The organism is Burkholderia cepacia complex sp. TUM26381 (assembly GCF_057439935.1).
The window spans coordinates 1,660,371-1,685,190 of the sequence record NZ_CM172006.1; the positions used below are offsets into that span (position 1 = coordinate 1,660,371).

Here is a 24,820-nt window from a genome sequence, read left to right on the forward strand (position 1 = left end):
TCGATGGATGCAAACCGTTTAGGCGCACTGGCGCTGGTGCTCGGATCGGTCGGCGTGCTGCTGCTGGCCGCGCTCGCGATCGTGCGCGTCGTGCTCGTGCAGCGTGCCGAGCGCGCGCTGGTGAACGCGCTCGAACGTCGGACCGCGGCCATCGAAGCGGCCGCCGCGCGCGCCGGCGCCGCAGAGCCGGTGCGCGAGGCGCCGCCGCCAGTGTCGCGCCCCCGTTTCGCGGGGTTGCGCGCACGCTTCGAAGACGCCGGGATGCGGTGGCTCGAGACCGGCTTCAGCCGCTACCTGATCGCCGACGAGGATCGCCAGTTGCTCGAACAGTGCGGCTTCGTCGACGTTCGTGCGCGCGCGCTGTTCGTCAGTGCGCGCATCGTCTGCGCGATCCTGCTGCCGGCGCTCACCTTGCTGATACTGGTCGGCCGCGGACACGGGACGCGCTGGCCGCTCTGGCTCACCGTCTCGCTCGTGACCGGCTACATGCTGCCGAAAATCTACGTGCGCCGTCGCGCCACCGCGCGCCGGCAGAGCATCGCGGCCGAGTTGCCGCTGCTGGTCGACATGTTGCGGCTGCTGCAGGGCGTCGGCCTGTCGCTCGACCAGAGCATCCAGGTCGTCACGCACGATTTTCAGACCATGCTGCCGGTGCTGTCGTGGGAGCTCGGCGTCGCGCAGCGGCAGTTCGCGGCTGGACGCACGCGCGAGCAATCGCTGCAACGCCTGACGAACAGTTTCGACAACGAGGATCTGCGGGCGATCGTGCGATTGCTGATTCAGGTGGACAAGCATGGCGGCGCGGTACAGGAGCCGCTGAAGCAGTTCGGCGACCGTCTGCGCGAAGGGCGTCGTGCGACGCTGCGCGAGCAGATCGGCCGCCTGACGGTGAAGATGACCGGCGTGATGATCATTACGCTGTTGCCGGCATTGCTGATCGTGACCGCGGGGCCCGGCATCATGACCGTGCTGTCCGCGCTCGCTGCGATTCAGCGCTGATGCGGCATGAAGGGAAGGAGCGACACAAGATGAATCGATTGAGTTGGATCGGCACGATCGCAGGCGCGACGGCGTTCGCGTTGCTTGCCAGCGGGTGCTCGCTGTTCAAGGAGTCCGGATACGGAATCGGTGCGCAGGCCGAACGCGGTGCGCTGATGCAGGCCGCCGCCGACAAGAATGCGAAGCCGGATACGCCGGGCATGTATCTGGGCCTGATCGATCGCATGCAGGCGCAGGGGCTGTATTTCGCGTCGCTCGCGCACATCGATCAGTACGAGAAGCAATATGGCGCCTCGCCGGACACGATCCTGCTGCGCGCCGACGCATTGCGCGCGACCGGCCAGTACGACGCGGGCGTGGCCGCCTATACGAAGCTGCTGACGACGCCGCTTGCCGCGCGCGGCTATCGCGGGCTGGGTCTGACCGCCGGCGCCCGCGGCGATTTTGCGCTTGCCGCGCAGCAACTCGAACAGGCGACGGCGCTTGCGCCGACCGATGCGGCAACGCTGTCCGATCTCGCGTATTCGCGGATGCGCGAAGGCGACCTGGCGGGCGCACGCGTGCCGCTGCTGAAGGCGGCCGAACTCGAGCAGAAGAACCCGAAAATCCTCAGCAACTTCGTGCTGTACCTGCTCGCGACCGGTCACGCGAAGGACGCGCGGCGGCTGATGGATCAGCAGAAGCTTTCGCCTGCGGTACGCAGCCAGATTCACGACGACGAGACGAAGGTCGCGGCCGCGGTGCGCGCGCAGCAGCGCGCGATTGCCCGTGCGCCGGCCACGACGTCCGCGCCGGCGGTGGCGAGCAGCGACAACTTCGATCTCGCCGTGCCGCTGCTGCAGCGTTTCGCGCGATAACGACGATATTCACGGAGGCCATCATGTTTCACCTTTCCTCAATCCGCGTGCGGGCCGTGTGCGTCGCGTTCGCATGCGCGCTGGGTGCGGGCATCGCGCACGCGCAAAGCGACACGCCGGCGTCCGAGATCGGTCATGCGACGAACGCGCTGCTCGACCTGCAGCGTTCGAATCGTGCGGCCGCCACGCCTCAGCCGATCGACGGCGCGGCCGGCACGTATGCCTATCAGCGCTACATCGACACGTTCAAGACGCCGATTCCGCAGTGGTTCGGCACGATGTCGACGGCGGGCGGCGGCGGCAGTGGCGGCAGTGGCGGCGGCAGCGGCGGATCGTCCGGTGGCGACCTCGCGCGCTGACGGAGCAAAACGGTGAATACCCGGCACAGTGGCGGCGCAATCCGCCGCGCGTCACGACAGCGCGGCGCGTTCTCGGTGATGGCGATCATCGCGACGCTGATCGCCATCACGACGCTTGGCGCGATCGGCGTCGGTAACCTCTTTTACCAGCGCCGGGACGTGCAGCGGATTGCCGACATGGCCGCGCTCGCGGCCGTGCAGCGGATGGACGATGCCTGTTCGCAACCGACCGCCACGGCGACCAGCAACGCGCAGTCGAACGGGCTCAATGCGTCGAACGGCGACACGATCAGCATCGAATGCGGCCGCTGGGACACGTCGGTCAATCCGAAACCCAGCTACTACGCGACTGCGACTCCGGGGACCACGCAGTTGAACGCGGCGAAGGTGATCGTCACGCGTCAGGTGCCGTTCTTCTTCGTCGGACCGCCGCAGACGGTGTCGGCGGTATCGACCGCGCGTTCGACGAACATCGATACGTTCTCGGTCGGGGCGACCCTCGCGGCGCTCGGCGGCGTCGGTTGCGCGGGCGGATCCGCGCCCGTGTCCGGCAATCCGGGGCTCGTCAACGGACTGATCGGCGGGTTGCTCGGCGCCAACCTGAACCTGAACATCGGGTCGTATCAATCGCTGGCCTGCACGAACGTGACGGTCGGCGATCTCGTCGTGGCGGCGGGCGTCGGCACGGTCGATCAACTGCTCGCGCTGAAGCTCACGTTGCCGCAACTGGTCCAGTTGATGGTGAACGCCGCCACGCAGACGGCCGTCGCGAACGCCAACCTGCAGGCGAGCCTCGCCACGCTGCAGGCGATCCTGAGCGCCAACATTCCGGGGACGACGATCGGCCTCGGCGGCGCCGGCGGCTTGCTGAACGTCGCGCTCGCAGATACGCAGGCGGCGCTCAACGCGCAGGTGGATCTGCTCGACCTGCTGCTCGTCGGCGCGGAGATCGCGGCAACGGGCAAGCCGGCGGTCACGGTCAATGTGCCGTCGCTGAATCTCGGCGGGCTGACGGGGACGCAGTTGCAGGTGCAGATCATCAGCCCGCCGTCGATCGGCATCGGCGAGGGCGGGATCGATCCGTCGACGGGAACGTGGCGCACGAAGGCGTCGACCGCGGCGGTGGGCGTGTATCTCAATGTCGATCTCGGCACGGCGCAGCTGCCGCTGCTTGGCGCTTTGCTGACTTTGCTGAGCGTGAATGTCGACGTCAATCTGCCGATTTATCTGCAGGCAGGTACCGGCACTGCGACGTTGAACTCGACCCAATGCGCCTCCACGCAGGCGGCAAGCACGGTCGTCATTACCGCACAACCGGGCGTGGCCAATCTGTGCATCGGCAAGCCTCCGCTCAATGCGTCCGGCCAGATCAGCCTGTCGTCGAGTTACAGCTGTACATCGCCGGCTCAGATCATCAACGCCAATGTTCTCGGGATTGCCCAGTTGACGGCTTCCATGTCCAACATCTCGGTTCAGGTGCAAGGCGCGTCCCAATCGCATACGTTCAATGGCGTACCGGGAATCGATGCGAATTACTGGACCGTGAACTCGAATGCGCTCGGCTCGGCGCTCAGTTCGGCATTGACGCAACTCGCGGCCGCAAATATCACCGTCAACGTCGGCCTGTTCGGCGCCAGCATCCTGACGGTTCCGGGGAACTTCGTCTCCACGTTGCTCAGCTTTTTGAGCGGTCTGCTCGGGCCGCTCCTGTCGAGCCTTGACGCAGTCCTCGTTCCGCTGCTGAATCTCCTCGGCGTCCAGGTTGGCGCGGCGACGGTCCATCAGATCTCGCTCAATTGCGGGGTCGCCCAAACGGTTTACTGAAGAAGCAGATCAGATGAGAAATACGCCCGCAATCGAAGAGCTCGACCTGTATGTCTGGGAAGGCAAGGCGGACATCGTCGACCGCGTCGCCCGGTGCATGGCGAGCTTCGACGTCGAAGTGATCCGCGCCGACAACGCGGTGGTCTCGCCCGAGCGCGCCGCGATGCGGCGGTCGCTGGCGATCATCAGCGTGACGATGATCGAAGGCGGCGCAGCATTCCTGCGCGACTGGCAGGCCAACATCGGCATGCCGGTCGTCTGGGTCGGCGCGGCGCGCGATCACGACGCGTCGCAGTATCCGCCCGAGTATTCGCACGTCCTGCCGCTCGACTTCACGTGTGCCGAACTGCGCGGCATGATCGGCAAGCTCGTCACGCAACTGCGCGCGCACGCGGCCGAAACGTTGCAGCCGTCCGAACTCGTCGCGCATTCGGAATCGATGCAGGCGCTGTTGCACGAAGTCGATACGTTCGCCGACTGCGACACCAACGTGCTGCTGCATGGAGAAACCGGCGTCGGCAAGGAGCGCATCGCGCAACTGCTGCACGAAAAGCACTCGCGCTACCGGCACGGCGAATTCGTGCCGGTGAACTGCGGCGCGATTCCCGACGGCCTGTTCGAATCGCTGTTCTTCGGGCATGCGAAAGGATCGTTCACCGGCGCGGTTGTTGCGCATAAAGGCTATTTCGAGCAGGCTGGCGGCGGCACGCTGTTCCTCGACGAAGTCGGCGATCTGCCGCTGTATCAGCAGGTCAAGCTGCTGCGCGTGCTCGAGGATGGCGCGGTGTTGCGGGTCGGTGCGACGGCGCCGGTCAAGGTCGATTTCCGCCTGGTCGCGGCGAGCAACAAGAAGTTGCCGCAGCTCGTGAAGGAAGGGCTGTTTCGCGCCGATCTCTACTACCGGCTCGCGGTGATCGAGCTGAGCATTCCGTCGCTGGAAGAGCGCGGCGCGGTCGACAAGATCGCGTTGTTCAAGTCGTTCGTCGCCGAGGTGGTCGGCGAAGAGCGGCTCGCCGAGTTGTCCGATCTGCCGTACTGGTTGACGGATTCGGTCGCGGACAGCTATTTCCCCGGCAACGTGCGCGAACTGCGCAACCTCGCGGAGCGCGTCGGCGTGACGGTGCGGCAGACGGGCGGGTGGGATGCCGCGCGGCTGCAGCGGCTGATCGCACACGCACGCAACTCGGCCCAGCCGGTGCCGGCCGAAAGTGCGGCCGAGGTCTTCGTCGATCGCAGCAAGTGGGACATGAACGAGCGCAGCCGCGTCATCGCGGCGCTCGACGCAAACGGTTGGCGGCGTCAGGACACGGCGCAGCAGCTCGGCATCAGCCGCAAGGTACTGTGGGAAAAAATGCGCAAATATCAGATCTTCGACGAAGAGCCCGAGACACGCGAAAGCGAGTAATTAATGAGATAAAATCGCGCTGAATTACAACGACTCGGGCGGGAATAAAACTTCATGAGCCATATGACGGGGTTGGGGCGGGTGGGCGTGTTGCTCGCCATGGTGGGAGGCATGCAGGGCGCGTTCGCACAGGGGCTGGCAGGCAGCGATCCGTCGGCAGTGCAGCAGGCGTCTGCGCCGGTGGCTGCGATTCCGGTGATCGATTCGCAGGTCCAGGCGTCGGTGCAGCCGCAGGCGGGCGAGACGACGGGGCAAAGCACGGTCGACGACCTGCAGCGCCAGATCCAGGCGCACTCGCTGACGGAAATGCGAACGAGCTACAACGGCAGCTATGGCGCAAGCCTGCTGTTCAACGTAAAGGACGGCGCGTACTTCGTTGCGCTGTTCCAGCAGAAGGCGTTCTGGCGCGTGATCAAGACGTACGACGAAACGCGCGCGGAAGCGATCTATCGCGATTTCTCGCGCCAGGCCGAGCGGCTGGCGGTCAACGAGCTGCGCGCGGCAAAGCTGGAATCGCAGAAGGCGCAGACGGACAAGCAGATCGAGGTCACGCAGGACCGTGCGCGGCGTCTGCAGGCCGACATCTCGATCGCTCGCCAGCAGCAGGCGGCCGTTTCGGACCGCCAGAAGAGCGTACGCAGCGAGACGGTTGCGCTGCAGGCGCAGCAGGCCGAACTGCAGTCGCAACTGCGCGCCTTGCAGCAGCAGGTGCGCTCGCTGCAGCGCGAGGCCAACGCGGGCCTGCCGGCGACGGCGCGCTGAGTGTCGGCGGCGGTGCGGCGACATGCCGCGCCGGCCGTACAAGTAAAAAGGGCAAGCCGTTTGGCTTGCCCTTTGGTTTTACTGGCCGTCCGGCACGATTCGCCGGCGGCGCGTCACGATCACCGGCCCGTTGCCGCCGCGGGAATCCGGCGACGACGTGTTGCCGGATGCATCGCCGGTGTCGCGCGGCGCGCCGTAGCTTTCGCGCGGCTCACGGGGTTCGCGCGGTGCGCCGTAGCCTTCGCGCGGCTCGCGCGAGCCGTAACCCTCGCGCGGTTCACGCGAACCATAGCCTTCACGCGGTTCGCGGGAGCCGTAGCCGCCGTCGCCGCGCGATTCGCGCGAGCCGCCGTGCGAGCCGTACGGGCTGTGACCGCCGCCTTCACGGCCGCCGGGGCGACCGCCGGTGCGCGGCCCGCGGGGGCCGCTGCCGCCCGGGCGCGAGCCGCCGGTGTCGAGCTGGATCGTGGAAATCGCACGCTTGTAGATGCCTTGCAGACCCACGGGGGTGCGCAGCATCACCAGATACTGGTCGAACGACTCGATACACCCCGTCAGACGAATGCCGTTGACGAGATAGATTTCAACGCGCTTACGTTCCTTGCGCGCCGAATTGATGAAGTCGTTTTGCGGATGGGATTCTGCGGGATTGGCCATTGAGGTGCGGCAGGAGCCTGCGTCAGAGAATATGTTGTGCGTGTGTGTGGCGTGTTCGTCCACAAGGCGTTTGGCGGGATTCTACCCTGTTCGATAGGCAAGCGCGCAGTCGTGATTGTGTCGAACCGTAACCCACTATAGACGTTCCGGCGCATTTTCGCGATTCGGCCGAACGGCCAAAGCCGTTTCGTTACGTTGCGTTACGACTCTCGCAGCGCGGTATCACCTCGGCACGGGCGCCATCCTTATATTGCTTGCGTGAGCCGGGCGGGCCGGCTTGTCAGGGATCCGCAGCATGAACAAGAGACAAGTGGCAGGGGTGATCGGGAGCATGGCATGGCTTGTTTCCGGCAGTGCAATGGCGCATGTCGACCTGTCGGTCGGCATCGGCGTACCGGTCGCACCGGTCTATGTCGAGCCGGCACCGGTCTATGTGGCGCCGCAGCCGGCCGTCGTCGCCTATCCGGGCTACGGATACGGCTACTACGGCGATGACGACGACGATCGTTACCGGAAGTGGCGCAAGCACTACTACAAGCATTGGCGCAAGCACCACGGCGACGACGATGACGATTGAACCCGAGGCCCGCACCGGCGGCGCGAATCAGAACGCGTAGTCGGGGTTTTTCGGGTCGAATGCGGTGTCGTCGAGGGTCGCCGGCGCGATTTTCTCGATGACGATCCGCTCGAAGATCTTGCCGTCGTTGTCATAGGACTCGACGGTCCGGAAATACGGGGCGTGCAGGTCGAGCCCGAGGATTTCCTTTTTCGCATAGAACTGCGGCCGGCCGGTCGGCGTTTCGTAGGTGAGCGTGACAACACGTACGCCGCTGATCGTTCGGACTTCCACATTGGTTGGCCGCTGCACGCCGGCTTCCAGGTATTTCTTCCCTTCGGTCAGGTACAGGTTCGTGATGAACTCGGTGCCGAGATCCTTCACCTGGTGATTCGACTGGGCGCGCGCCAGTGCGCCGTCGATCGCCGTCCACAGCGGAATCTTGCCGAGCAGGCCGCCGAGATGGCCGTACATCTCGTCCTTGCGCTGGGTCGTGTCGTAGATGGTCTCCTGTCCGGCATGGGCGCCGCCCGGCAGCCATTTCGCATACACGCGCAGCGGCTCGCGGGTCGTCTTCACGAGCATGCGGTCGGGCGTGTCGGACCATTTTCCGCTGATGCGCTCCTGGCGCACCATCGTGAACTGGTACGACGGATAGCCGTTGGGACCGTTACGGATGTAGAGCGGCACGGCGAGCGGATCGAGCGCCTTGAAGAGCGCCGTCAGCGTCGCGTCGTCGAGCTGCGCGAGCGTGCCGTGCTGGGCTGCCGTGCGCAACCAGCGCGCCTGTTGCACGAGCGGCTCGTGCGTGACCTTCGCGAGGTCCGCCGGCAGCGCGACTTCCTGTGCCGCGCTCGCGGCGCCGGCCGTTTCCTGAGCATGCAGGCCCGCGTGTGCGAGCGACAGCACGCAAGCGGCTGCCGTGGCGGCATGCCGCGTACGGCGCTTCATTCCTTCGTTCATCGACAGCATCTCCCGGAGCGATGGATCGTTCAGCCTTGCTTCGCGGCCTTGATCCTGGCGAGTTCCTCGTCGCGCAGCGCGCGGCGCAGGATCTTGCCGACGTTGGTCTGCGGCAGCGCGTCGCGGAACTCGACGAATTTCGGCATCTTGTAGCCGGTCAGGTTCTTGCGGCAGTGCGCGAGCACGTCGTCGACCGTCAGCGACGGGTCGCGGCGCACGACGAACACCTTGATCCGTTCGCCCTGTACCTCGTCGGGAATGCCGATTGCCGCGGCTTCGCTGATGCCGGGATGCATCACGAGCACTTCCTCGATCTCGTTCGGATACACGTTGAAGCCCGACACGAGGATCATGTCCTTCTTGCGGTCGATAAGGCGGATGAAGCCGCGCTCGTCCATCACGCCGATGTCGCCGGTGCCGAGCCAGCCGTCGGCGTCGATCACCTTGGCCGTCTCGTCGGGGCGCTGCCAGTAGCCGCGCATCACCTGCGGGCCATGCACGCACAGCTCCCCCGGCTCGCCGATGGCGGCCCAGGTGCCGTCCTCGCGGCGAAAGCGCACGACGGTGGACGGCGCGGGCAGGCCGATCGACCCGCTGAATGCGGCCATGTCGTTCAGGTCCACGGGATTCATCGTGACGATCGGCGAGCATTCGGTGAGGCCGTAGCCTTCGACGACCGGCCGCCCCGTCACCTGCTGGAAACGCTCCGCGACCGCGCGCTGCATCGCCATCCCGCCCGCCATCGCGAGCTTGAGCTTCGAGAAATCGCGCTTGCGGAATTCCTCGTTGTCGAGGAACGCGTTGTACAGCGTGTTGATGCCCGTGATCCCCGTGAACGTTTCGTTGCGGATGATCTTCATCACCATCTTCATGTCGCGCGGGTTCGCGATCAGGATGTTGCGCCCGCCGAGTCCCATGAAGATGAACGCGTTCACCGTCAGCGAATAGATGTGATAAAGCGGCAACGGCGTGAGCACGGTTTCGACGTCGCCCGACACCTGGTCGGCGATCCAGGCCTTTGCCTGCAGCAGGTTCGCGATCAGGTTGCCGTGCGTGAGCATCGCGCCTTTCGCGACGCCGGTCGTGCCGCCCGTGTACTGCAGGAACGCGAGGTCGTCGCGCGTCGTCTGCACGCGCTGCGGCTTGCCGCGTGCGCCGAGCGCGAGGGCGGAGCGCAGCCGGATGGCCTGCGGCAGGTGATAGGCGGGCACGAGCTTCTTCACGTACTTCAGGACGAAATTGATCAGGCGTCCTTTCGCATTGAAGCCGTCGGCGAGCAGGTCGCCGAGCGCGGTGACGACAATGTTCTTCACCTGCGTTTCCGGCAGCGCATCCTGCAGCGTGCGCGCGAAGTTCTCGAACACGACGATCGTCTGCGCGCCGCTGTCCTTCAGCTGGTGCGCGAGTTCGCGCACGGTGTAGAGCGGGTTCACGTTGACGACGATCGCGCCGGCCTTCAGCGTGCCGAACAGCGCGACCGGATACTGGAACGTGTTCGGCAGCATGATCGCGACGCGGTCGCCCGGCTTCACGCCGAGGCTTTGCAGGTACGACGCGAACGCGTCGACCTTCCGGGCGAGCGTGCGATAGGTCATCGACGCGCCGGCGCTCACGTACGCGACGCGGTCGGCGAAGCGGGTCGTGCATTCGTCGAAGAACTGCACGAGCGACGCGTATTGCGCGACGTCGATTTCGTGCGGGACGCCGGGCGGGTACGACGCGTACCAGATGCCGTCGGTGTTCGGCGGAACCTGGGCCGCGGTGGTTGCTGCGGAAGATGACATGACGTGTCTCCGGTCTTGGCTCTCGGCGAGGGCAGGCGGGCGCTTCGGCGCCTGCCCATGCCCCGTGCTTCGCGGCCGGTCGGTGCGGGCGCCTCGACGCCCTGCATGACCGCGCGTATCAATCAAATCGTGAACAGGAAGCCGCGCGTGGCTTCGCGCGCTCAGTTCGTGGAATGCAGCGTCGCCGTATCGGCGGTCGTCGCGCCCGACTGCGGCAACCCGAACGCTTCGCTCGCACCCGCGTCGTCGAGTACCGCCGCGAAGATCGACAGTTGCGCGCTGTCGGGCATCGGCGCCTTCAGCGCGGCGACGATCAGCGACGACAGCCGCGCGATCATCTGCACGTCGTTCATCGTGCGTCCTTGCGAGAACTCGTCGATCAGGCTTTCCGTTTCGGCGCCCGCGAGCGCGCCGGACAGTGCGCCGATCGCGAAGTGCAGCCGCCAGCCGAGCTCGGTGCGCGGCAGATGCGGCAACGCGCGCTGGAACGCGTCGAAGAAGCGGCCCGCGACGCTCGCGTAGTGCGCGGTCAGGAAGTTGCGCACGAACGGCGACGGATCGGTGTACGCGCGGCCGATCAGCCGGAGAAACCCGGGCCCGCCGCGCTCGGGATTGCGCGACGCCTTCAGCGCGGGAATGAACATCGCGCCGAGCACGTGCTCGCAGGTGATGTGCGTGCCGAGCTGCGCATCGAAGCGGTCGAGGATGCCGAGGCGTTCCTGGTTGAGCTGGTCGAGCCGGCGCGACAGCATCGCGTGGATCAGCGCTTCCTTGCTGCCGAAGTGGTAGTTGACCGCCGCGAGGTTGACCGCCGCGCGCGACGTGATCTGCCGCATCGACATCGCTTCGAAGCCGTGCTCGATGAAGAGATCCTCGGCCGCATCGAGGATGCGCGCCTTCGTCCCGCCGGTCTGCCGAGTGCCGGATGACCGTGCCCCGGACGGCCGTCCCGCGGATGGCCGCCCCTCCTGACTTACTGCCATGTTCCGCCTCCCATGCCGGTTTCCCGGCCGCGAACAGGTGATTTGATTATCTGATTCAAACAGTCGTTTTTATTAAGATAAAAAATCGCGGGCGGAGCGGGCAAGCGGGGAATCTGGACAAATTCCTCTAGTTCGATGTGCGAATGCGGAAAGTGCGGTGCGCGACCCCGGCGGGACGGGGCGCGCGCGATGATGCGGTGCCGCAAGGTGCGGGTTCAGCCGACCGTGCTACGCGTATTGACCGATTGCGTCATGTCGATACCGCGCCGTTCGCGGCTGAACAGGATCAGCACGGCGATCGCAACGGCGACGATGCCGGCCACGAGCGCGAGCGCGAAGCCGTAGTTGTTGCCGTTCGAAACGGCGAGCGACGCCTGCATCGTCGCGTTGCCGGACGCGAGCAGGTTGCCGAGCTGATAGACGACGCCGGGGAAGGTGGCCCGGATTTCGTCGGGCGAGATCTCGTTCAGGTGAACCGGAATCACGCCCCACGCGCCCTGTACCGAGATCTGCATCAGGAACGCGCCTGCTGCGAGCGCAACCGGGCCGCTCGAGAACGCCCACAGCGGCAGCACGGGCAATGCGATCAACGCGGCGATGAAGACCGCGCGGCGCCGGCCGATCCGCTCCGAGATCGCACCGAACGACAGGCCGCCGACGATCGCGCCGATGTTGAGCACGATCGTGATCCACGACACGGTATGCGGATCGAAGTGATGCTGTTCGCGCAGGAAGGTCGGATAGAGATCCTGCGTACCGTGCGAGAAGAAGTTGAACGCGGTCATCAGCACGATCGCGTAGATCGTGAGCTTCCAGTTCTGCTTCAGCGTGGCGCCGAGGCTCGGGCGCGGGCGCTTCTCCATCTGCTTCCACGCCGGCGATTCGGGCACGTGCGCCCGGACGTACAGCACGAGCAGCGCGGGCAGCACGCCGACCATGAACATGCCGCGCCAGCCGATGGTTTGGTAGAACAGGCCGAACACGACGGACGCGAGCAGGTAGCCGCTCGGGTAGCCGGCCTGCAGCAGTCCCGACACGAAGCCGCGCGCATGGGTCGGCACGGTCTCCATCGTCAGCGCGGAGCCGACGCCCCATTCGCCGCCCATCGCGATGCCGAACAGCGCGCGCAGTACGAGCAGCGCGGTGAGGCTCGGCGCGAAACCCGACGCAAGTTCGAGCAGCGAGTAGCACGCGATATTGACCATCAGTGTCGGGCGGCGCCCGAAGCGGTCGGCAAGCCGGCCGAAGATCAGCGCGCCGAGCGGGCGCATCGCGAGCGTCAGTGTGAGTGCGAACGCGACCGCGGGGATCGTCGACGCGAATTCCGCGGCGATATCCTTCAGCACGAAAACCATCAGGAAAAAATCGAACGCATCGAGCGTCCAGCCCAGGTAGGCGGCGATCGTGACGTTGCGTTGTTCGCGGGTCCAGCTCATGTCCGAGGTCTCCACGTTGGCTTGTGCGCGCACGATGTGCATGCGGATTGTGCATGCGGATGCCGGCCCGGCCGGCGCGCGGCGCGGGGGCATGGATCGAGTGTAGGCGTCCGCGCTGCGCGATGCGGGGCGCGATACCCCCGAATCGGGAATAATCCCTACGAAATGAACTGTTTCGGAAACGGAAACGGGGCCGCGCGAGACCCGCGACAGGTGTCTGTATCATTCCGGAAGGCTTTTTGTATCAATTCTGTAATGCGTTCGATGCGCATCGTCACCGAATCAGGAGTCCGGATGAATGAACGTTCCGCCGCCGAATTGCCCGTGCTCGAAACAGCCAGGCTGTGGCTGCGTCCGCGCGTGCTGGCCGATCTCGATGCGTGCCTCGCGATGGATCGCGATCCAGAGGTCACGCGGCACATCGCGGGCCCGTGGCACGACCCCGTCGAGCATCGCCGCTTCGTCATGCACCGGATCACGCGCGACTATCCGCCGGGCCTCGGCTACTGGTCGATCTTCGAGAAGACGGCGCCCGATGCATTCGTCGGCTGGATCCTGCTGATTCCCGACTATGTGGACGGGGCGCACGACGTCGAGATCGGCTGGCGGCTCGTGCGCGCGACCTGGGGGCGCGGCATCGCGAGCGAGGCCGCGCAGGCCGTCGTGCGGCACGCGTTCGACACCGTGCGCCTGCCGCGCGTGATCGCCGACATCGCGGAAGCCAACAGCGGCTCGCTGAACGTTGCGCACAAGCTCGGGATGCGCCGCGTGAGCGTCGTGAACGACGGCATTCCTTACATTCGCCATCGTCTCGAACGCAACGATCTGCGCACGTAGCGCCGCGTCGTGCGCGCGGCGGGTGTCAGAGATCGTCAACCGCACGCGTATCGAGGTCATGACGTATTAACGGCTCGCGCGATCAGGAGTATCGTTGCCGGAATTTCGCAACATGGGGTACGACCATGGCACTCGGCAACGACGTTCATCTCATTCCCGTCCGGCTCGACGCGTTGCGTCCGACGCAGATGACGGTCGGCTATCGCGAAGTCAAGGCGAAGCGCAAGCACTGGAAGGCGCTCGACAAGCGTGCGCGCAAGGCCGCGATCGAATCGCACTGGTTCCCGGCGATCCTCGGCCCGGACGGGATGCACTACATCACCGATCATCACCACCTCGGCCTCGCGCTGATCGAGGAGGGCGAGTCGCGCGTGAACGCGATGCTGCTGAAGGATCTGTCGTGGCTCGACGACACGATCTTCTGGCGGATGATGGAACACAACCAGTGGGTGCATCCGTTCGGCGCGGACGGCTCGCGGCGCGACTATGCGCACTTGCCGAAGGCGCTGACCGGGCTCGAGGACGATCCGTACCGCAGCCTCGCCGGCGAGCTGCGCACGGCGGGCGGCTATGCGAAGGACGCAACGCCGTTCAGCGAATTCCTGTGGGCCGATTACCTGCGCCAGCACGTGTCGCTCGACCAGATCCGCAAGAATTTCGCGAAGGCGCTCGACGTCGCGCTGCATCGCGCACACGAGCAGGATGCGCGCTATCTGCCCGGCTGGTCGGGCGTCATCGCCGTCAAACCCTGACCGGCGCACGGCGCCGACCGCTCATGACGACTGCCCCGATCCGCCCCGACGCCGGCCCGCAGCATGCGGACCATTTCGCCGCGCTCGATGCGGCTTCGCCGCCGCCCAGGCGGCGCATCGGCCTCGATGCGCTGGCCGGCCTGTCGATCGCCGGGCTGCTGATTCCCGAAGCGGTCGCGTATGCGGGGCTCGCCAACCTGCCGCCGCAGGCCGGCCTGATCGCGCTGCTGTCGGGGCTCGTCGTCTATGCGCTGACGGGCAGCAGCCGCTTCGCGATCGTGTCGTCGACGTCGTCGTCGGCTGCGGTGCTCGCGGCAACCGTGCTCGCCGAATCGGGGATGGCGCTGGCCGCGCAGCTCGCGCTCGCGGCGGCGCTCGTTGCGATGACGGGCGTGCTGTTCATCCTCGCGGGCGCCGCGCGGCTCGGCGGCATGTCGGATTTCGTCGCACGGCCGGTGCTGCGCGGCTTCACGTTCGGTCTCGCGCTGACGATCGTCATCAAGCAGTTGCCGAAGATCCTCGCGATTTCCGTGCAGCACAGCGATGCGCCGCGCGTCGCGCTCGACCTGATCACCGGCGCGCCGCATGCGAACCTCGCGAGCGTCGTGCTCGGTGCGCTCGCGCTGGCGTTGCTGTTCGCGCTCGGGCGCCGCTCGCGCGTGCCCGCGACGCTCGTCGTGATCGTGCTGTCGATCGCGGCCGGCTATGCGATCGACTGGCAGCGATACGGGATCGCGATCGTCGGCCATATCGACTTCCGGCACCTCGAATTCGGCCTGCCGCGTCTCGACCGCAACGCGTGGATGCAGACGGTCGAACTCGCGTTCGCGCTGATGCTGATCCTGTACGCGGAGTCGTACGGTTCGATCCGCAACTTTGCGCTCAAGCATGGCGATACCGTGTCGCCGAACCGCGACCTCGTGGCGCTCGGCTGCGCGAACCTCGTGTCGGGGCTGCTGCACGGGATGCCGGTGGGCGCCGGCTATTCGGCGACGTCGGCGAACGAGGCGGCCGGCGCGCAGTCGCGCTTTGCCGGCCTGTGGGCGGCCGGCGTGGTCGCGCTGATCGTCTGGCTGCTGCTGCCGCAACTCGCGCGCACGCCGGAGCCCGTGCTTGCCGCCATCGTGATCTTCGCGGTCAGCCACTCGCTGCATCCGTCCGTGTTCCGGCCGTACTGGGCGTGGCATCGCGACCGGCTCGTCGTAATCGCGGCGCTGCTCGCGGTACTCGTGCTCGGCGTGCTGCACGGCTTGCTCGCGGCCATCGGCGTGAGCCTGCTGCTGACGCTGCGCAAGCTGTCCGAACCGAACGTCAGCGTGCTCGGCCGGCTGCGCGACAGCCACGACTTCGTCGACGTCGCGAGCCATGCCGACGCGAAGCCGGTGCCGGGCGTGCTGATCGTGCGGCCCGAGGCGCAACTGTTCTTCGCGAATGCGGACCGGATGCTGAATCGCGTGCGTGCGCTGATGAAGGCCGCGCCGGACACGCATACCGTGATGCTGAGTCTCGAGGAAACGCCGGATGTCGACGGTACGACGATCGAATCGTTGCGTACCTTTGCGGCCGAATGCGCGGCGCGCGGATTGCGGCTCGCGATCGTCCGGCTCAAGGTGCATGCGCTGCATGCGCTGCGCCGCGCGGCGGACGATACGCTGCACGACGACGCGATGTCGGAACTGAGCGTCGACGAGAGCCTGCAACTGCTGACGGCAGGCATGCCGTCGGACGGCAGCGGCGGAACGACCGCCGCCTGACACTGTGGCGCGACGGCGCCGTCTATTGCGAAAGCGCGGCGGCGCTGGCCGTGCGATCGATCATGCCGGCCACTTCCCCGGCCGTCGGCGCATAGGCGCCTGCATGCGCGCAGGCCACCGACGCGCAGGCGGCCGCGTAGCGCAGATGTTCGACGGCCGTCGCATCGGGGCGCGTAAGCTGGCTCGCGAGCCAGCCGCCGACGCTCGCGTCGCCGCAACCGACCGTGTCGGCGACTTCGGTCGGGAATGCGGGCTGGAACAGCACGGTGTCGCGATGCAGGAGTTGCATGCCCGATGCGCCGCGCGTGACGAGCATCGTCGCGTCGGGCGCCCATTCGCGCAGTTGCGCGAGCGCGGCCGCCTCGTCGAGTTCGGGAAACAGCCCGCGCAGATCTTCGTCGGATACCTTGATCCAGTCGGCGAGCGCGGCCAGCCGGCGCAGCGTGTCGCGATACGACGGCGCAGCCATCGGCGCCCGGAAGTTCGGGTCGAACGAAATCCGCTTGCCGGCCGCACGCGCGGCCTGTGCGAGCTCGATCAGGCGTGACGCGAGCGGCTCGCGCACGACGCCGAGCGAGCCGACGTGCACGATCTCTGCCGCGTCGAAGGATCCGGCGGGCAGGTCGGCCGGATCGAATGCGAGATCGGCGCTGTTCTCGCCGATGAAGAAATAGTGGGGCGGCTGCTTCGACACGACCATCGCGAGCAGCGGCGCGCGGTCGACCTGCCGGATGAAGCGCATGTCGAGCCCGGCGTCGGCGCTCTTGCGCATCAGCTCGTCGCCGAAGGTGTCGCGGCTGACCGTGCCGGCGAAGGCCGTCGGCACGGCGAGCCGCGCGCCGACGCGTGCGACGTTCCAGCATGAGCCGCCAGCGACGCTGTGCCAGTGCTGTGCGTCGTCGCGGATGAAATCGGTCAGCGCTTCGCCGAATACGATCAGGCGGGGGAACGTCGTCGTCATGTCGAAACCTTGTGCCGTGGCGTTGCGCACGGCCGTACGGCGGTTGATCCAAGAAAGCGGGCAGTGCGGGCCGTCGCGCATGGCGCGCGGCCCCGCACCGCCCGGGTTCGGCGGGCAGCGGGGCGGCGCGATCAGCGCGGCGTGCTCCAGCCCTTGTAGGTCTTCACGTTGTCGCGCGTGATGAGCGTCGGCTCGATCAGGATCATCGGATTGGCCGGCTTCTGGCCGTTCATGATCCCGTAGCCGACGTTCACGGCCTGCTGCGCCATCGCCCACGGATCCTGGCTCGACGACGCCTGCACGAGCGTGTTGGACTTGAGCGCGACTTCGATGTCGGGTGCGCCGTCGACCGACGTGATCACGATGCCCGGACGGTTCAGTTGCTTCGCGGCGAGGTCGCTGCCGATCGCCTGCGGGTCGTTGATCGTGAACACCGCGTCGAGCTTCGGAAAGCGCGTCAGGTAGCCTTGCATCGCGTTCATCCCGCCTTCGCGCGAGCCCTTGCCGTCCTGATCGCTCGACAGCAGCTTGATGCCGGCGTTTTTCGCGAGCACGGTCTTGCAGCCGTTGACGCGATCGATCACGGCCGATACCTGCGGGCCGTTCTCGATGATCACGTTGCCCTTGCCGTTGAGCTTCTTCGCGATGTAGTCGCACGCGAGTTCGCCGGCCTTCACGTTGTTGGTCTGTACGGTCGCATTCGCGCCGGCCGCGGCGACGTCGATCGCGACGACCGTGATGCCGGCCGCCTGCGCCTTCTTCACCGCCGGTTCGATCGCCTTCGGATCGGTTGCGTTGAGCAGGATCATGTCGACGTGTGCGGAGATGAAGTTGTCGATCTGCGTGAACTGCTTGTTCAGGTCGTAGTCGGCCGAGACGGCCGTGACCTTCGCATTCGGATTGAGCTGCTTCGCGCGTGCTTCGGCGCCCTTGACGATCGTGACGAAGTACGGGTTGCCGAGCGACCCGACCGTGACGCCGATCGATTTGAGCGGCTTGTCGGCCGCATGGGCGGCGGCAGCGCCGAAGGCGAGCGCGCAGGCGACGGCGGTCAGGGCGGCGGTGTGCTTGAACATGTCGTGGTGTCTCCGTGAGGTTTGTTGGCGAACGGGCGCAGGCGGTCCGGCCTGCGCCGCAAGGTGGAATCGACGGGAAGGGGTCAGGTGCGTGCGGAATCGCGCTGGCGATAGCGATCGAGCGCAACGGCGCCGATGATCACGAGCCCCTTGATGATGTACTGCCAGATGTCGGACACGCCGAGCAGCACGAGGCCGTTCGTCAGGACGGCGATGATCAGCGCGCCGATCAGCGTGCCGACGATCGAGCCGACGCCGCCGACGAAGCTCGTGCCGCCGAGGATCACCGCGGCGATCACGTCGAGTTCGTAGGACTGGCCGAGCTGCAGGCCGTTGGCCGCATAGAGCCGCGCGGCCGACATCACCGCGCCGAGGCCGGCCAGCAGCCCCGACGCCGCATAGACGAACATCTGGATCGCCCGCACGTTGATGCCCGACAGGCGTGCGGCTTCCGGATTGCCGCCGACCGAATAGATCCGCATCCCGAGCACCGTGCGGCGCAGGATGAACCACGAGATCGCGATCACCGCGCATGCGATCACGACGAGCCACGGCACGCCGAGGATCGAGCCGTTGCCGATGAACGCGAACGGCAGTTGCGGATTGAACACGGTCGTGTCGTTGCCGATCAGGCGCGCGACGCCGCGCACGGCCGTCATCGCGCCGAGCGTGACGATGAACGGCGGCAGGCGCAGGAACGAGATCAGCCCGCCGTTGATTGCGCCGAACACGAGGCCGACGACGAGTGCGAACGGCACGCCGAGCCAGCCCCAGCCGGGAATCGTCGACGCGAGCAGCGCGGCGACGGCCGCAGCGGCGAGCACCGAGCCGACCGACAGGTCGATGCCGCCCGTCAGGATCACGAAGGTCATGCCGGCCGCGAGCACGATGTTGATCGATGCCTGCTGCGTGACGATCGACAGGTTCTGCAGCGTGAAGAAGCCGTCGGTCAGGAAGCCGAAGCCGACGCACAGGATCAGCAGCACCGGCAGCATGCCGGCCGTGCGGATCAGCGATTGCATGCGGGCGCGATGATCGGCGCCGCGCATCAGGGGCGTACGGTTGGCCACCGGATGGGCCGTCGCGGAAGCGAGGTTCCGCTGCTTGGTCGGGTTGATCATTTCGGTAACCTGAATGTAAGAGTGAAATGAAGGGGCGGGCTCAGTGCGCGTCCGCGAGTTCGGCCTGCGAGCCGGTGGCGAGCGCGATGATCGCTTCCTGCGTGATGGGCGTGTGCGTGTGGCCGCCGAGTTCGCCTGCGATCTCGCCTTCGCGCATCACGAGCACGCGATCCGCGACGCCGATGATTTCCGGAAGCTCGCTCGAGATCACGATCACACCCACGCCGGCACGGGCCAGTTCGTTGATGATCCGGTAGATCTCGGATTTCGCGCCGATGTCGACGCCGCGCGTCGGTTCGTCGAGGATCAGCACGCGCGGCTTCGTCTCGAGCAGCCGCGACAGCAGCACTTTCTGCTGGTTGCCGCCGGACAGCGCGCCGACGTTGACGTTCGCGTGGGGGACGCGGATCGACAACGACGCGATCGCGTCGCGCGCACGTTCGGCGCCGCGTGCGAGGTCGAGTGCGCCGAGCCGGGCGTCACGGTTGCATACCGAGATGTTGATGTTGTCGCGCACGCTCATGTCGAGGAACAGGCCCTGGCGCTTGCGGTCCTCGGTCAGGTAGACGAGCCCCGCGTCGATCGCGTCGCGCGGCGAGTGTGCGCCGAACGTGCGGTCGCCCAGCTTCACGTCGCCGCGCACGCGCGGTTCGGCGCCGAAGATCAGCCGCGCGAGTTCCGTGCGGCCCGCGCCGACGAGCCCCGCGACGCCGAGTACTTCGCCGGCGTGCAGGTCGAGGCTGCAGCCGCGCACGCGTGCGCCGTCGGCGATGTCGCGGACCGACAGCAGCAGGTGGCCGGGGTCGTACTGCGCGTGCTCCTTCTTGTAGAAGCCGGAAATGTCGCGGCCGACCATCATCGCGACGAGCCGATCGGCCGACAGCGAGGCGCGTTCGAGCGTACCGACGTACGCGCCGTCGCGCAGTACCGACACGCGGTCGGACAGTTCGTAGATCTCCGCCATCCGGTGACTGATGTAGATGATCGCGAGGCCTTCCTCGCGCAACTGGCGGATCAGGTTGAACAGGTGTTCCGTTTCGCGCGACGACAGCGGAGTGGTCGGTTCGTCCATCACGAGGATGCGGGCGCGGGTGTGCACGGCGCGCGCGATTTCGACGAGCTGCTGTTCGGCGATCGACAGCGTATCGACGAGCGTGTCGGGCCCGAACGGCGCACCCAGGCGCGCGAGCACGTCCTGGCAGCCGCGCGCCATCGCCGCGCGGTCGATCGTGCCCCAGCGCCGGTTGCCGCGCCGCAGTTCGCGGCCGATGTAGATGTTTTCCGCGACGGTCAGGTTCGGCGACAGGCACAGCTCCTGGTAGATCACCGCGACGCCGGCATCGCGCGCGGCGAGCGGGCTGTCGATGTCGATGCGTTCGCCGTCGATCAGGATCTCGCCGCCGGAATCGGCGCGATACGCGCCCGACAGGATCTTCATCAACGTCGATTTGCCCGCGCCGTTCTCGCCCATCAGCGAATGGATCTCGCCGGGATAGACGGTCAGGCTGACGTTGTCGAGCGCGCGTACGGCCGGGAACGTCTTGCTGATCCCGCGCATCTCGAGCAAAGGACGGGGCGACTCAGATCGCGACATGGTTGACCTCCTGCGAGTCGGTGCGGGCGCCCTTGAGGATGCCGGCCCGCGGGGAGAAGTTGAAGAACATCGGCAGCGTGGCCGCGCCGATCGCGCCGGCGTCGGCACCGAACGTACCGCGTACGAGCGTCGGCGTACCGCGCGCTTCGGGCGCGGTGGCGACCAGCGCCGAGCGCAGGCGCGTCGTGACCGCGTCGAGCAGGCCCGCATCGGTGTCGGCGTCGAGCACGACCACCGGCGCATCGACCACGCACAGCACCGCGCGCAACGCGGGCGCAAGCGCGTCGACGCAATCGTCGATCCATTCGTCGACGGCCGGCAGGCCGCGGGCGATGCATGCTTCGAGATCGGCGCGGTTGTCGACCGTCTCGCCGTGATGGCGCAGATGGCGCACGAGTGCATGCAGCGACGCGCGCGCGAGCAGGATGTCCCACGGGCCGCGCGGCGGCGGCGCGGAGGCGAGCCGGCTCGGCGGTACCGGAATCACGGCGATGTCGCCCGCATTGCCGGTCACGCCGCGCAGGCAGTCGCCATCGATCGCGATGCCGCCGCCGATCGCCGGCCCGATGAACAGGTAGACGAAATCGTCGCACTGCCGGCCGTATCCGTAGAACAGTTCGGCGATCGCGGCCGCGTTGCCGTCGTTTTCGCCGAAGACGGGCAGCGACAGCGTGCGGCCGAGGTCGGCCGCGAAATCGACGTCTTCCCATGTACGGAACGTGTCGGGCGCGAGGCCCAGCTCGCGCATCCACGCGCCGAGGTTGTAGGGCTGCGCGACGCCGATGCCGGTCAGGCGCGCGCGTTCATGGTCGGGGAGCAGGGCCTGCATCGCGCCGATGTCGTGACGCACGATTTCGAGCACGTCGGCGGGGGGCGGCAGCAGCGTGTCGTGCGAGCGGCGGCCGAGCACGTCGCCTGCAAAGTTGACGAGCGCGGTCTCGATGCGCATCCGGTCGAGATGGACGCCGATGCCGAACGCGCCGCGCGGGTCGAGGCGGATCAATGAGGCGGGCTGGCCGCGCTGGCCTTCGGTGCGGCCAGCGAATTCGATCAGCTTCGCGTCGGCGAGCGATTCGATGATGCTGCCGACCGCCGTGCCCGTCATGTTCGCGAGACGGGCGAGGTCGGCCTTCGACGCGCTGCCCACGCGGCGCAGCGTCTTCAGCAGCAGGCGCTCGTTGTAACGGCGCACGTTGGCCGAATTGCTTCCCTGGCCGAAGTGCGGGCTTCTCATGGCGTCTCCTTCCATGTCGCACCGCTTGGCGGCGCATTAAATAAATCACGTTGATTTATTTAACCGCGTGAGCGCCGGCATGTCAGCCTAGGGAAATCCCGGTTTTGTCTTGTGACGGGGAGGGTACGTGCCGGCATGGGGAACCGGGGATCGATCGCGAGTGCCTGGAAATCGGGAAATGTGGCATTCGTCTGATGAGCCGGGATGGACCAGCACGCCACGATTTCCCGCGGGATTGCACGTATCGCCGTAACCCGCACGAGGCGAAGCCCGGCGGTGCCGGATCGTACGGTTCGGAATCGCTCTTGAACATCCGGTATGGTGCGATCGGGATCGCGCCGTGTCTTCTTCCGCGAGAAACCCATGCAACGCACGACACGACCTTCAGTGTCGTTGCCTGATCGCTTGCCGGCAGCGAGCCGCTGCTGCTTTACGCGACGACGGTCGTCGTCACCGGTGGCGAATCGGCGCACGGCCGATCGTCCGGGCGCGCGCGTGGCATCGAGCGAACGCGACCTGTCGTTGCGTTTGCCGATGGAATTGGGTGGTGCGCGCGGCGGCACGAACCCGGAGCAGGTGTTTGCCGCCGGGTTTGCGGCATGTTTTCACGGTGCGCTGACGCTGGTCGCGATGAAGCGCAGGATTCGCTTGCCGACGGATCTGGCGATCTCGGCGAGCGCAACGTTTCAGCGCGATCCGTCGGATGGCCTGTTCGAGATCGAACTGGATGTCGAGGTCGGCATGCCGGGCGTCGATCTTGATGACGCGCGTGCGCTGGTCGCGGAAACCGAAGCGGTATGTCCGTACGCGAAGATGGCGAGAGGCGGCATCCGGCACGCGGTGCGCGTGATCGGGGTGAGGTGCGATTCTGGCGCCGGAAATGAAAAAAGGCCGGCTAAAAGCCGGCCTTTTTTCTCAATCGAGTGGTGCCCAGGAGAGGACTCGAACCTCCACGATGTTGCCACCGCTAGGACCTGAACCTAGTGCGTCTACCAATTCCGCCACCTGGGCACGTTTTGCAGTGAGCTGCTTGCTGCAAAGAAGCGAAATTATAGCGCGTCTATCGAGGCTGTCAACACTATTTGAGGTCGCGAACGAAAATAATTGGTCGGGCGTGTTCGGGCGGGGCGGGCAGTGCGTGCAAGCGCGTGGCGGCGAACGTAAGTCATCGATGTCGGTGCGCGCATGCACATCGATTCCGGTGCCGGAAATGAAAAAAGGCCGGCTAGAAGCCGACCTTTTTTCTCAATCGAGTGGTGCCCAGGAGAGGACTCGAACCTCCACGATGTTGCCACCGCTAGGACCTGAACCTAGTGCGTCTACCAATTCCGCCACCTGGGCACGTTTCGCTTGCTGCAGTGCGAAGACCGCTATTCTAGCGTGTCGGCGGAGTCTGTCAACACAATTTCATCCGAATCGATAAAAATATGGCGCCCGTGCGTGGCGGGCCTTCATGCGCGGACCGGCTCCGCACGTTTCGCCGTGAAATTCCAGCGCTGCGCCTGGCCGGTATCGACGCGGGCGGGCAGCAGTCCGGCCGCGAGGAACGTGTCGGCGATCTTCTGCTGTTCGCCGAAGTTTTGCGCGGCCACGGCGCGGACGAGGTAGCTGCGTCGCGCGTTCGCGCGTGCGATTGTCGCAGCGTCGAGCCCCCAGATCGGCGCGAGCGTTTCCGCGGCCTCCTGCGGATGGTCGCGCAGCCACGTGCCGGCCTGCGACAACTGGTCGAACAGGATCTGGACGACGTCGGGCCGCGCAGCAGCGAAACTGCTCGATGCAAGGTAGTAGCGCTGGTACGACGCGAGTCCGTCGCCGTCGGTCAGAATCCGAACGTCGGGATTCCTGTCGACCGATGCGACATAAGGATCCCAGGTGATCCATGCGTCCACGCTGCCGCGCTCGAATGCGGCGCGGCCGTCTGCGGGTGTCAGGTAGTGGATCGCGGCATCGGCGGGCGCGAGTTTCGCGCGTGCGAGTGCGGCAAGCAGCAGGTAATGGCTGCCGGCCGCCTTCGTGACCGCGATGCGCTTGCCCTTGAGGTCGGCGAGAGTGCGCAGCGTGCTGTCCTGCTTGACGACGATCGCCTGCGCCTTCGGCGAAGGTGCTTCCTGCGCGACGTACACGAAGCGCGCATGTGCGGCTTGCGCAAAGACGGGAACCGTATCGGCCACGTCGGCGCTGAAGTCGACGGCGCCGACGTTGAGTGCTTCGGTCAGCGGCAATCCGCTCGCGAATTCATGCCATGACACACGCAGGCCGAGCGGTGTCAGCGCCTGTTCGAGCGTGCCGCGTGTCTTCAGCAGCGTGATGAGCGTCGACGACTTCTGATAGCCGATGCGCAGGGCGGCAGGCGCATTTTCGGCGTGCACCCGGACGCCTGCGGCGGTGAGGCCTGCGGCCAGCATCGCGCGCGCGAACGCGCGGCGGTTCATCGACGTCATGAAGCGTGCTCCTCGTTGGATACGTTGCAAGCAAGGCGGCTAACGTAACAACGGGAAGGGCGATTGATAACCGATTAATTCTGCTATCGATCGGAACGGCGGACATAAGGCCGATGACGGCCGCATCGCGATGCGGGCGCGGAAATGAAAAAAGGCCGGCTAGAAGCCGACCTTTTCAAAATACAGATGGTGCCCAGGAGAGGACTCGAACCTCCACGATGTTGCCACCGCTAGGACCTGAACCTAGTGCGTCTACCAATTCCGCCACCTGGGCACGTTTTGCAGTGAGCTGCTTGCTGCAAAGAAGCGAAATTATAGCGCCCCAATTATTCGTGTCAACACTTTTTTGCGATGCATCGTAAACCGGCTGCCATCGCGCCTGCCGGCGGCATTCCCGTCATTTGGCGACACAGGCGGGTGATAGAATGGGCCGCCGCCGTCAATATAGAACTGTCTGACGGACAC

General features: G+C 66.3%; 21 protein-coding genes, 3 tRNA genes and 1 pseudogene. 11 read left to right on the top strand and 14 right to left on the bottom strand.

What is annotated here, in order from left to right:
* The first annotated feature begins 3 nt into the window (after positions 1–3).
* Genes ACWMMN_RS07800 through ACWMMN_RS07825 form a run of 6 tightly spaced genes read left to right on the top strand, consistent with a single transcriptional unit; the run spans position 4 to position 6,206 of the window.
* On the top strand, positions 4–999 hold the full coding sequence (locus ACWMMN_RS07800; RefSeq protein ID WP_059234633.1) for a type II secretion system F family protein: 996 nt from the start codon (positions 4–6) through the stop codon (positions 997–999).
* 29 nt (positions 1,000–1,028) lie between these two features.
* Positions 1,029–1,856, top strand: a complete 828-nt coding sequence (locus tag ACWMMN_RS07805) for a tetratricopeptide repeat protein (RefSeq protein ID WP_059236803.1) — start codon at positions 1,029–1,031, stop codon at positions 1,854–1,856.
* 23 nt (positions 1,857–1,879) lie between these two features.
* Positions 1,880–2,215, top strand: coding sequence for a DUF3613 domain-containing protein (locus tag ACWMMN_RS07810; protein WP_342704187.1), 336 nt, complete (start codon positions 1,880–1,882; stop codon positions 2,213–2,215).
* Between the two features lie 12 nt (positions 2,216–2,227).
* A complete protein-coding gene (locus ACWMMN_RS07815) occupies positions 2,228–4,039 on the top strand; it encodes a TadG family pilus assembly protein (RefSeq protein ID WP_059234628.1) in 1,812 nt (603 codons plus the stop codon).
* 13 nt (positions 4,040–4,052) lie between these two features.
* On the top strand, positions 4,053–5,444 hold the full coding sequence (locus ACWMMN_RS07820) for a sigma 54-interacting transcriptional regulator (RefSeq protein ID WP_059234627.1): 1,392 nt from the start codon (positions 4,053–4,055) through the stop codon (positions 5,442–5,444).
* 54 nt (positions 5,445–5,498) lie between these two features.
* On the top strand, positions 5,499–6,206 hold the full coding sequence (locus tag ACWMMN_RS07825; protein ID WP_059234625.1) for a DUF2968 domain-containing protein: 708 nt from the start codon (positions 5,499–5,501) through the stop codon (positions 6,204–6,206).
* Positions 6,207–6,284: 78 nt separating this feature from the next.
* Here the strand turns inward: ACWMMN_RS07825 and hfq are convergent, their stop codons facing one another.
* Positions 6,285–6,863: an RNA chaperone Hfq gene (gene hfq / locus ACWMMN_RS07830; RefSeq protein ID WP_059234622.1), complete on the bottom strand. Its 579-nt coding sequence runs from the start codon at positions 6,861–6,863 to the stop codon at positions 6,285–6,287.
* A 295-nt stretch (positions 6,864–7,158) separates the two neighbouring features.
* On the opposite strand from hfq, the gene ACWMMN_RS07835 reads away from it, so the two are divergent.
* Entirely contained in the window at positions 7,159–7,440 is a 282-nt protein-coding gene (locus ACWMMN_RS07835; protein WP_174991427.1) for a PXPV repeat protein, read from the top strand.
* Between the two features lie 27 nt (positions 7,441–7,467).
* Here ACWMMN_RS07835 and ACWMMN_RS07840 read toward each other — a convergent pair whose 3' ends face one another.
* The 4 genes from ACWMMN_RS07840 to ACWMMN_RS07855 form a co-directional block, all read right to left on the bottom strand.
* Positions 7,468–8,382 (bottom strand): DUF1571 domain-containing protein, encoded by a 915-nt coding sequence (locus ACWMMN_RS07840; protein ID WP_174991428.1) that lies wholly within the window; start codon positions 8,380–8,382, stop codon positions 7,468–7,470.
* A gap of 29 nt (positions 8,383–8,411) precedes the next feature.
* Positions 8,412–10,166, bottom strand: coding sequence for an AMP-binding protein (locus ACWMMN_RS07845; RefSeq protein ID WP_340624071.1), 1,755 nt, complete (start codon positions 10,164–10,166; stop codon positions 8,412–8,414).
* A 161-nt stretch (positions 10,167–10,327) separates the two neighbouring features.
* Positions 10,328–11,149, bottom strand: a complete 822-nt coding sequence (locus ACWMMN_RS07850; RefSeq protein WP_043182625.1) for a TetR/AcrR family transcriptional regulator — start codon at positions 11,147–11,149, stop codon at positions 10,328–10,330.
* 215 nt (positions 11,150–11,364) lie between these two features.
* Positions 11,365–12,585, bottom strand: a complete 1,221-nt coding sequence (locus ACWMMN_RS07855) for an MFS transporter (protein ID WP_059236799.1) — start codon at positions 12,583–12,585, stop codon at positions 11,365–11,367.
* A 294-nt stretch (positions 12,586–12,879) separates the two neighbouring features.
* On the opposite strand from ACWMMN_RS07855, the gene ACWMMN_RS07860 reads away from it, so the two are divergent.
* From ACWMMN_RS07860 to ACWMMN_RS07870, 3 genes are all read left to right on the top strand, one after another.
* Positions 12,880–13,422 (top strand): GNAT family N-acetyltransferase, encoded by a 543-nt coding sequence (locus tag ACWMMN_RS07860; RefSeq protein ID WP_340624072.1) that lies wholly within the window; start codon positions 12,880–12,882, stop codon positions 13,420–13,422.
* Between the two features lie 125 nt (positions 13,423–13,547).
* Positions 13,548–14,174 carry a ParB-like protein gene (locus tag ACWMMN_RS07865; protein WP_059234614.1) on the top strand — a complete coding sequence of 209 codons (627 nt, stop codon included), beginning with the start codon at positions 13,548–13,550 and terminating at the stop codon, positions 14,172–14,174.
* A gap of 23 nt (positions 14,175–14,197) precedes the next feature.
* On the top strand, positions 14,198–15,928 hold the full coding sequence (locus ACWMMN_RS07870; RefSeq protein WP_340624073.1) for a SulP family inorganic anion transporter: 1,731 nt from the start codon (positions 14,198–14,200) through the stop codon (positions 15,926–15,928).
* Positions 15,929–15,950: 22 nt separating this feature from the next.
* Here the strand turns inward: ACWMMN_RS07870 and ACWMMN_RS07875 are convergent, their stop codons facing one another.
* The 5 genes from ACWMMN_RS07875 to ACWMMN_RS07895 all read right to left on the bottom strand — a co-directional run bounded on the left by ACWMMN_RS07875 (position 15,951) and on the right by ACWMMN_RS07895 (position 21,914).
* A complete protein-coding gene (locus ACWMMN_RS07875) occupies positions 15,951–16,889 on the bottom strand; it encodes a carbohydrate kinase family protein (RefSeq protein ID WP_486423187.1) in 939 nt (312 codons plus the stop codon).
* 131 nt (positions 16,890–17,020) lie between these two features.
* Positions 17,021–17,965, bottom strand: a complete 945-nt coding sequence (locus ACWMMN_RS07880; RefSeq protein WP_059234610.1) for an ABC transporter substrate-binding protein — start codon at positions 17,963–17,965, stop codon at positions 17,021–17,023.
* Positions 17,966–18,048: 83 nt separating this feature from the next.
* Positions 18,049–19,086 carry an ABC transporter permease subunit gene (locus tag ACWMMN_RS07885; protein WP_486423188.1) on the bottom strand — a complete coding sequence of 346 codons (1,038 nt, stop codon included), beginning with the start codon at positions 19,084–19,086 and terminating at the stop codon, positions 18,049–18,051.
* Between the two features lie 40 nt (positions 19,087–19,126).
* Positions 19,127–20,680: a sugar ABC transporter ATP-binding protein gene (locus ACWMMN_RS07890; RefSeq protein ID WP_486423189.1), complete on the bottom strand. Its 1,554-nt coding sequence runs from the start codon at positions 20,678–20,680 to the stop codon at positions 19,127–19,129.
* Positions 20,667–21,914, bottom strand: a complete 1,248-nt coding sequence (locus ACWMMN_RS07895; protein ID WP_059236793.1) for an ROK family protein — start codon at positions 21,912–21,914, stop codon at positions 20,667–20,669. Before ACWMMN_RS07895 ends, ACWMMN_RS07890 begins: the two co-directional genes overlap by 14 nt.
* A 534-nt stretch (positions 21,915–22,448) precedes the next feature.
* Between ACWMMN_RS07895 and ACWMMN_RS07900 the strand changes: the two are divergent.
* Positions 22,449–22,697, top strand: a pseudogene (locus ACWMMN_RS07900) (OsmC family protein); the annotation flags it as partial.
* Positions 22,698–22,838: 141 nt separating this feature from the next.
* Here ACWMMN_RS07900 and ACWMMN_RS07905 read toward each other — a convergent pair.
* From ACWMMN_RS07905 to ACWMMN_RS07920, 4 genes are all read right to left on the bottom strand, one after another.
* A tRNA-Leu gene (locus tag ACWMMN_RS07905) sits at positions 22,839–22,925 on the bottom strand.
* Between the two features lie 243 nt (positions 22,926–23,168).
* Positions 23,169–23,255 (bottom strand) — tRNA-Leu (locus tag ACWMMN_RS07910).
* 110 nt (positions 23,256–23,365) lie between these two features.
* Positions 23,366–24,355 (bottom strand): aliphatic sulfonate ABC transporter substrate-binding protein, encoded by a 990-nt coding sequence (locus ACWMMN_RS07915; protein WP_486423190.1) that lies wholly within the window; start codon positions 24,353–24,355, stop codon positions 23,366–23,368.
* Between the two features lie 187 nt (positions 24,356–24,542).
* Positions 24,543–24,629: transfer RNA gene (locus ACWMMN_RS07920), tRNA-Leu, on the bottom strand.
* Positions 24,630–24,820 lie beyond the last annotated feature (191 nt).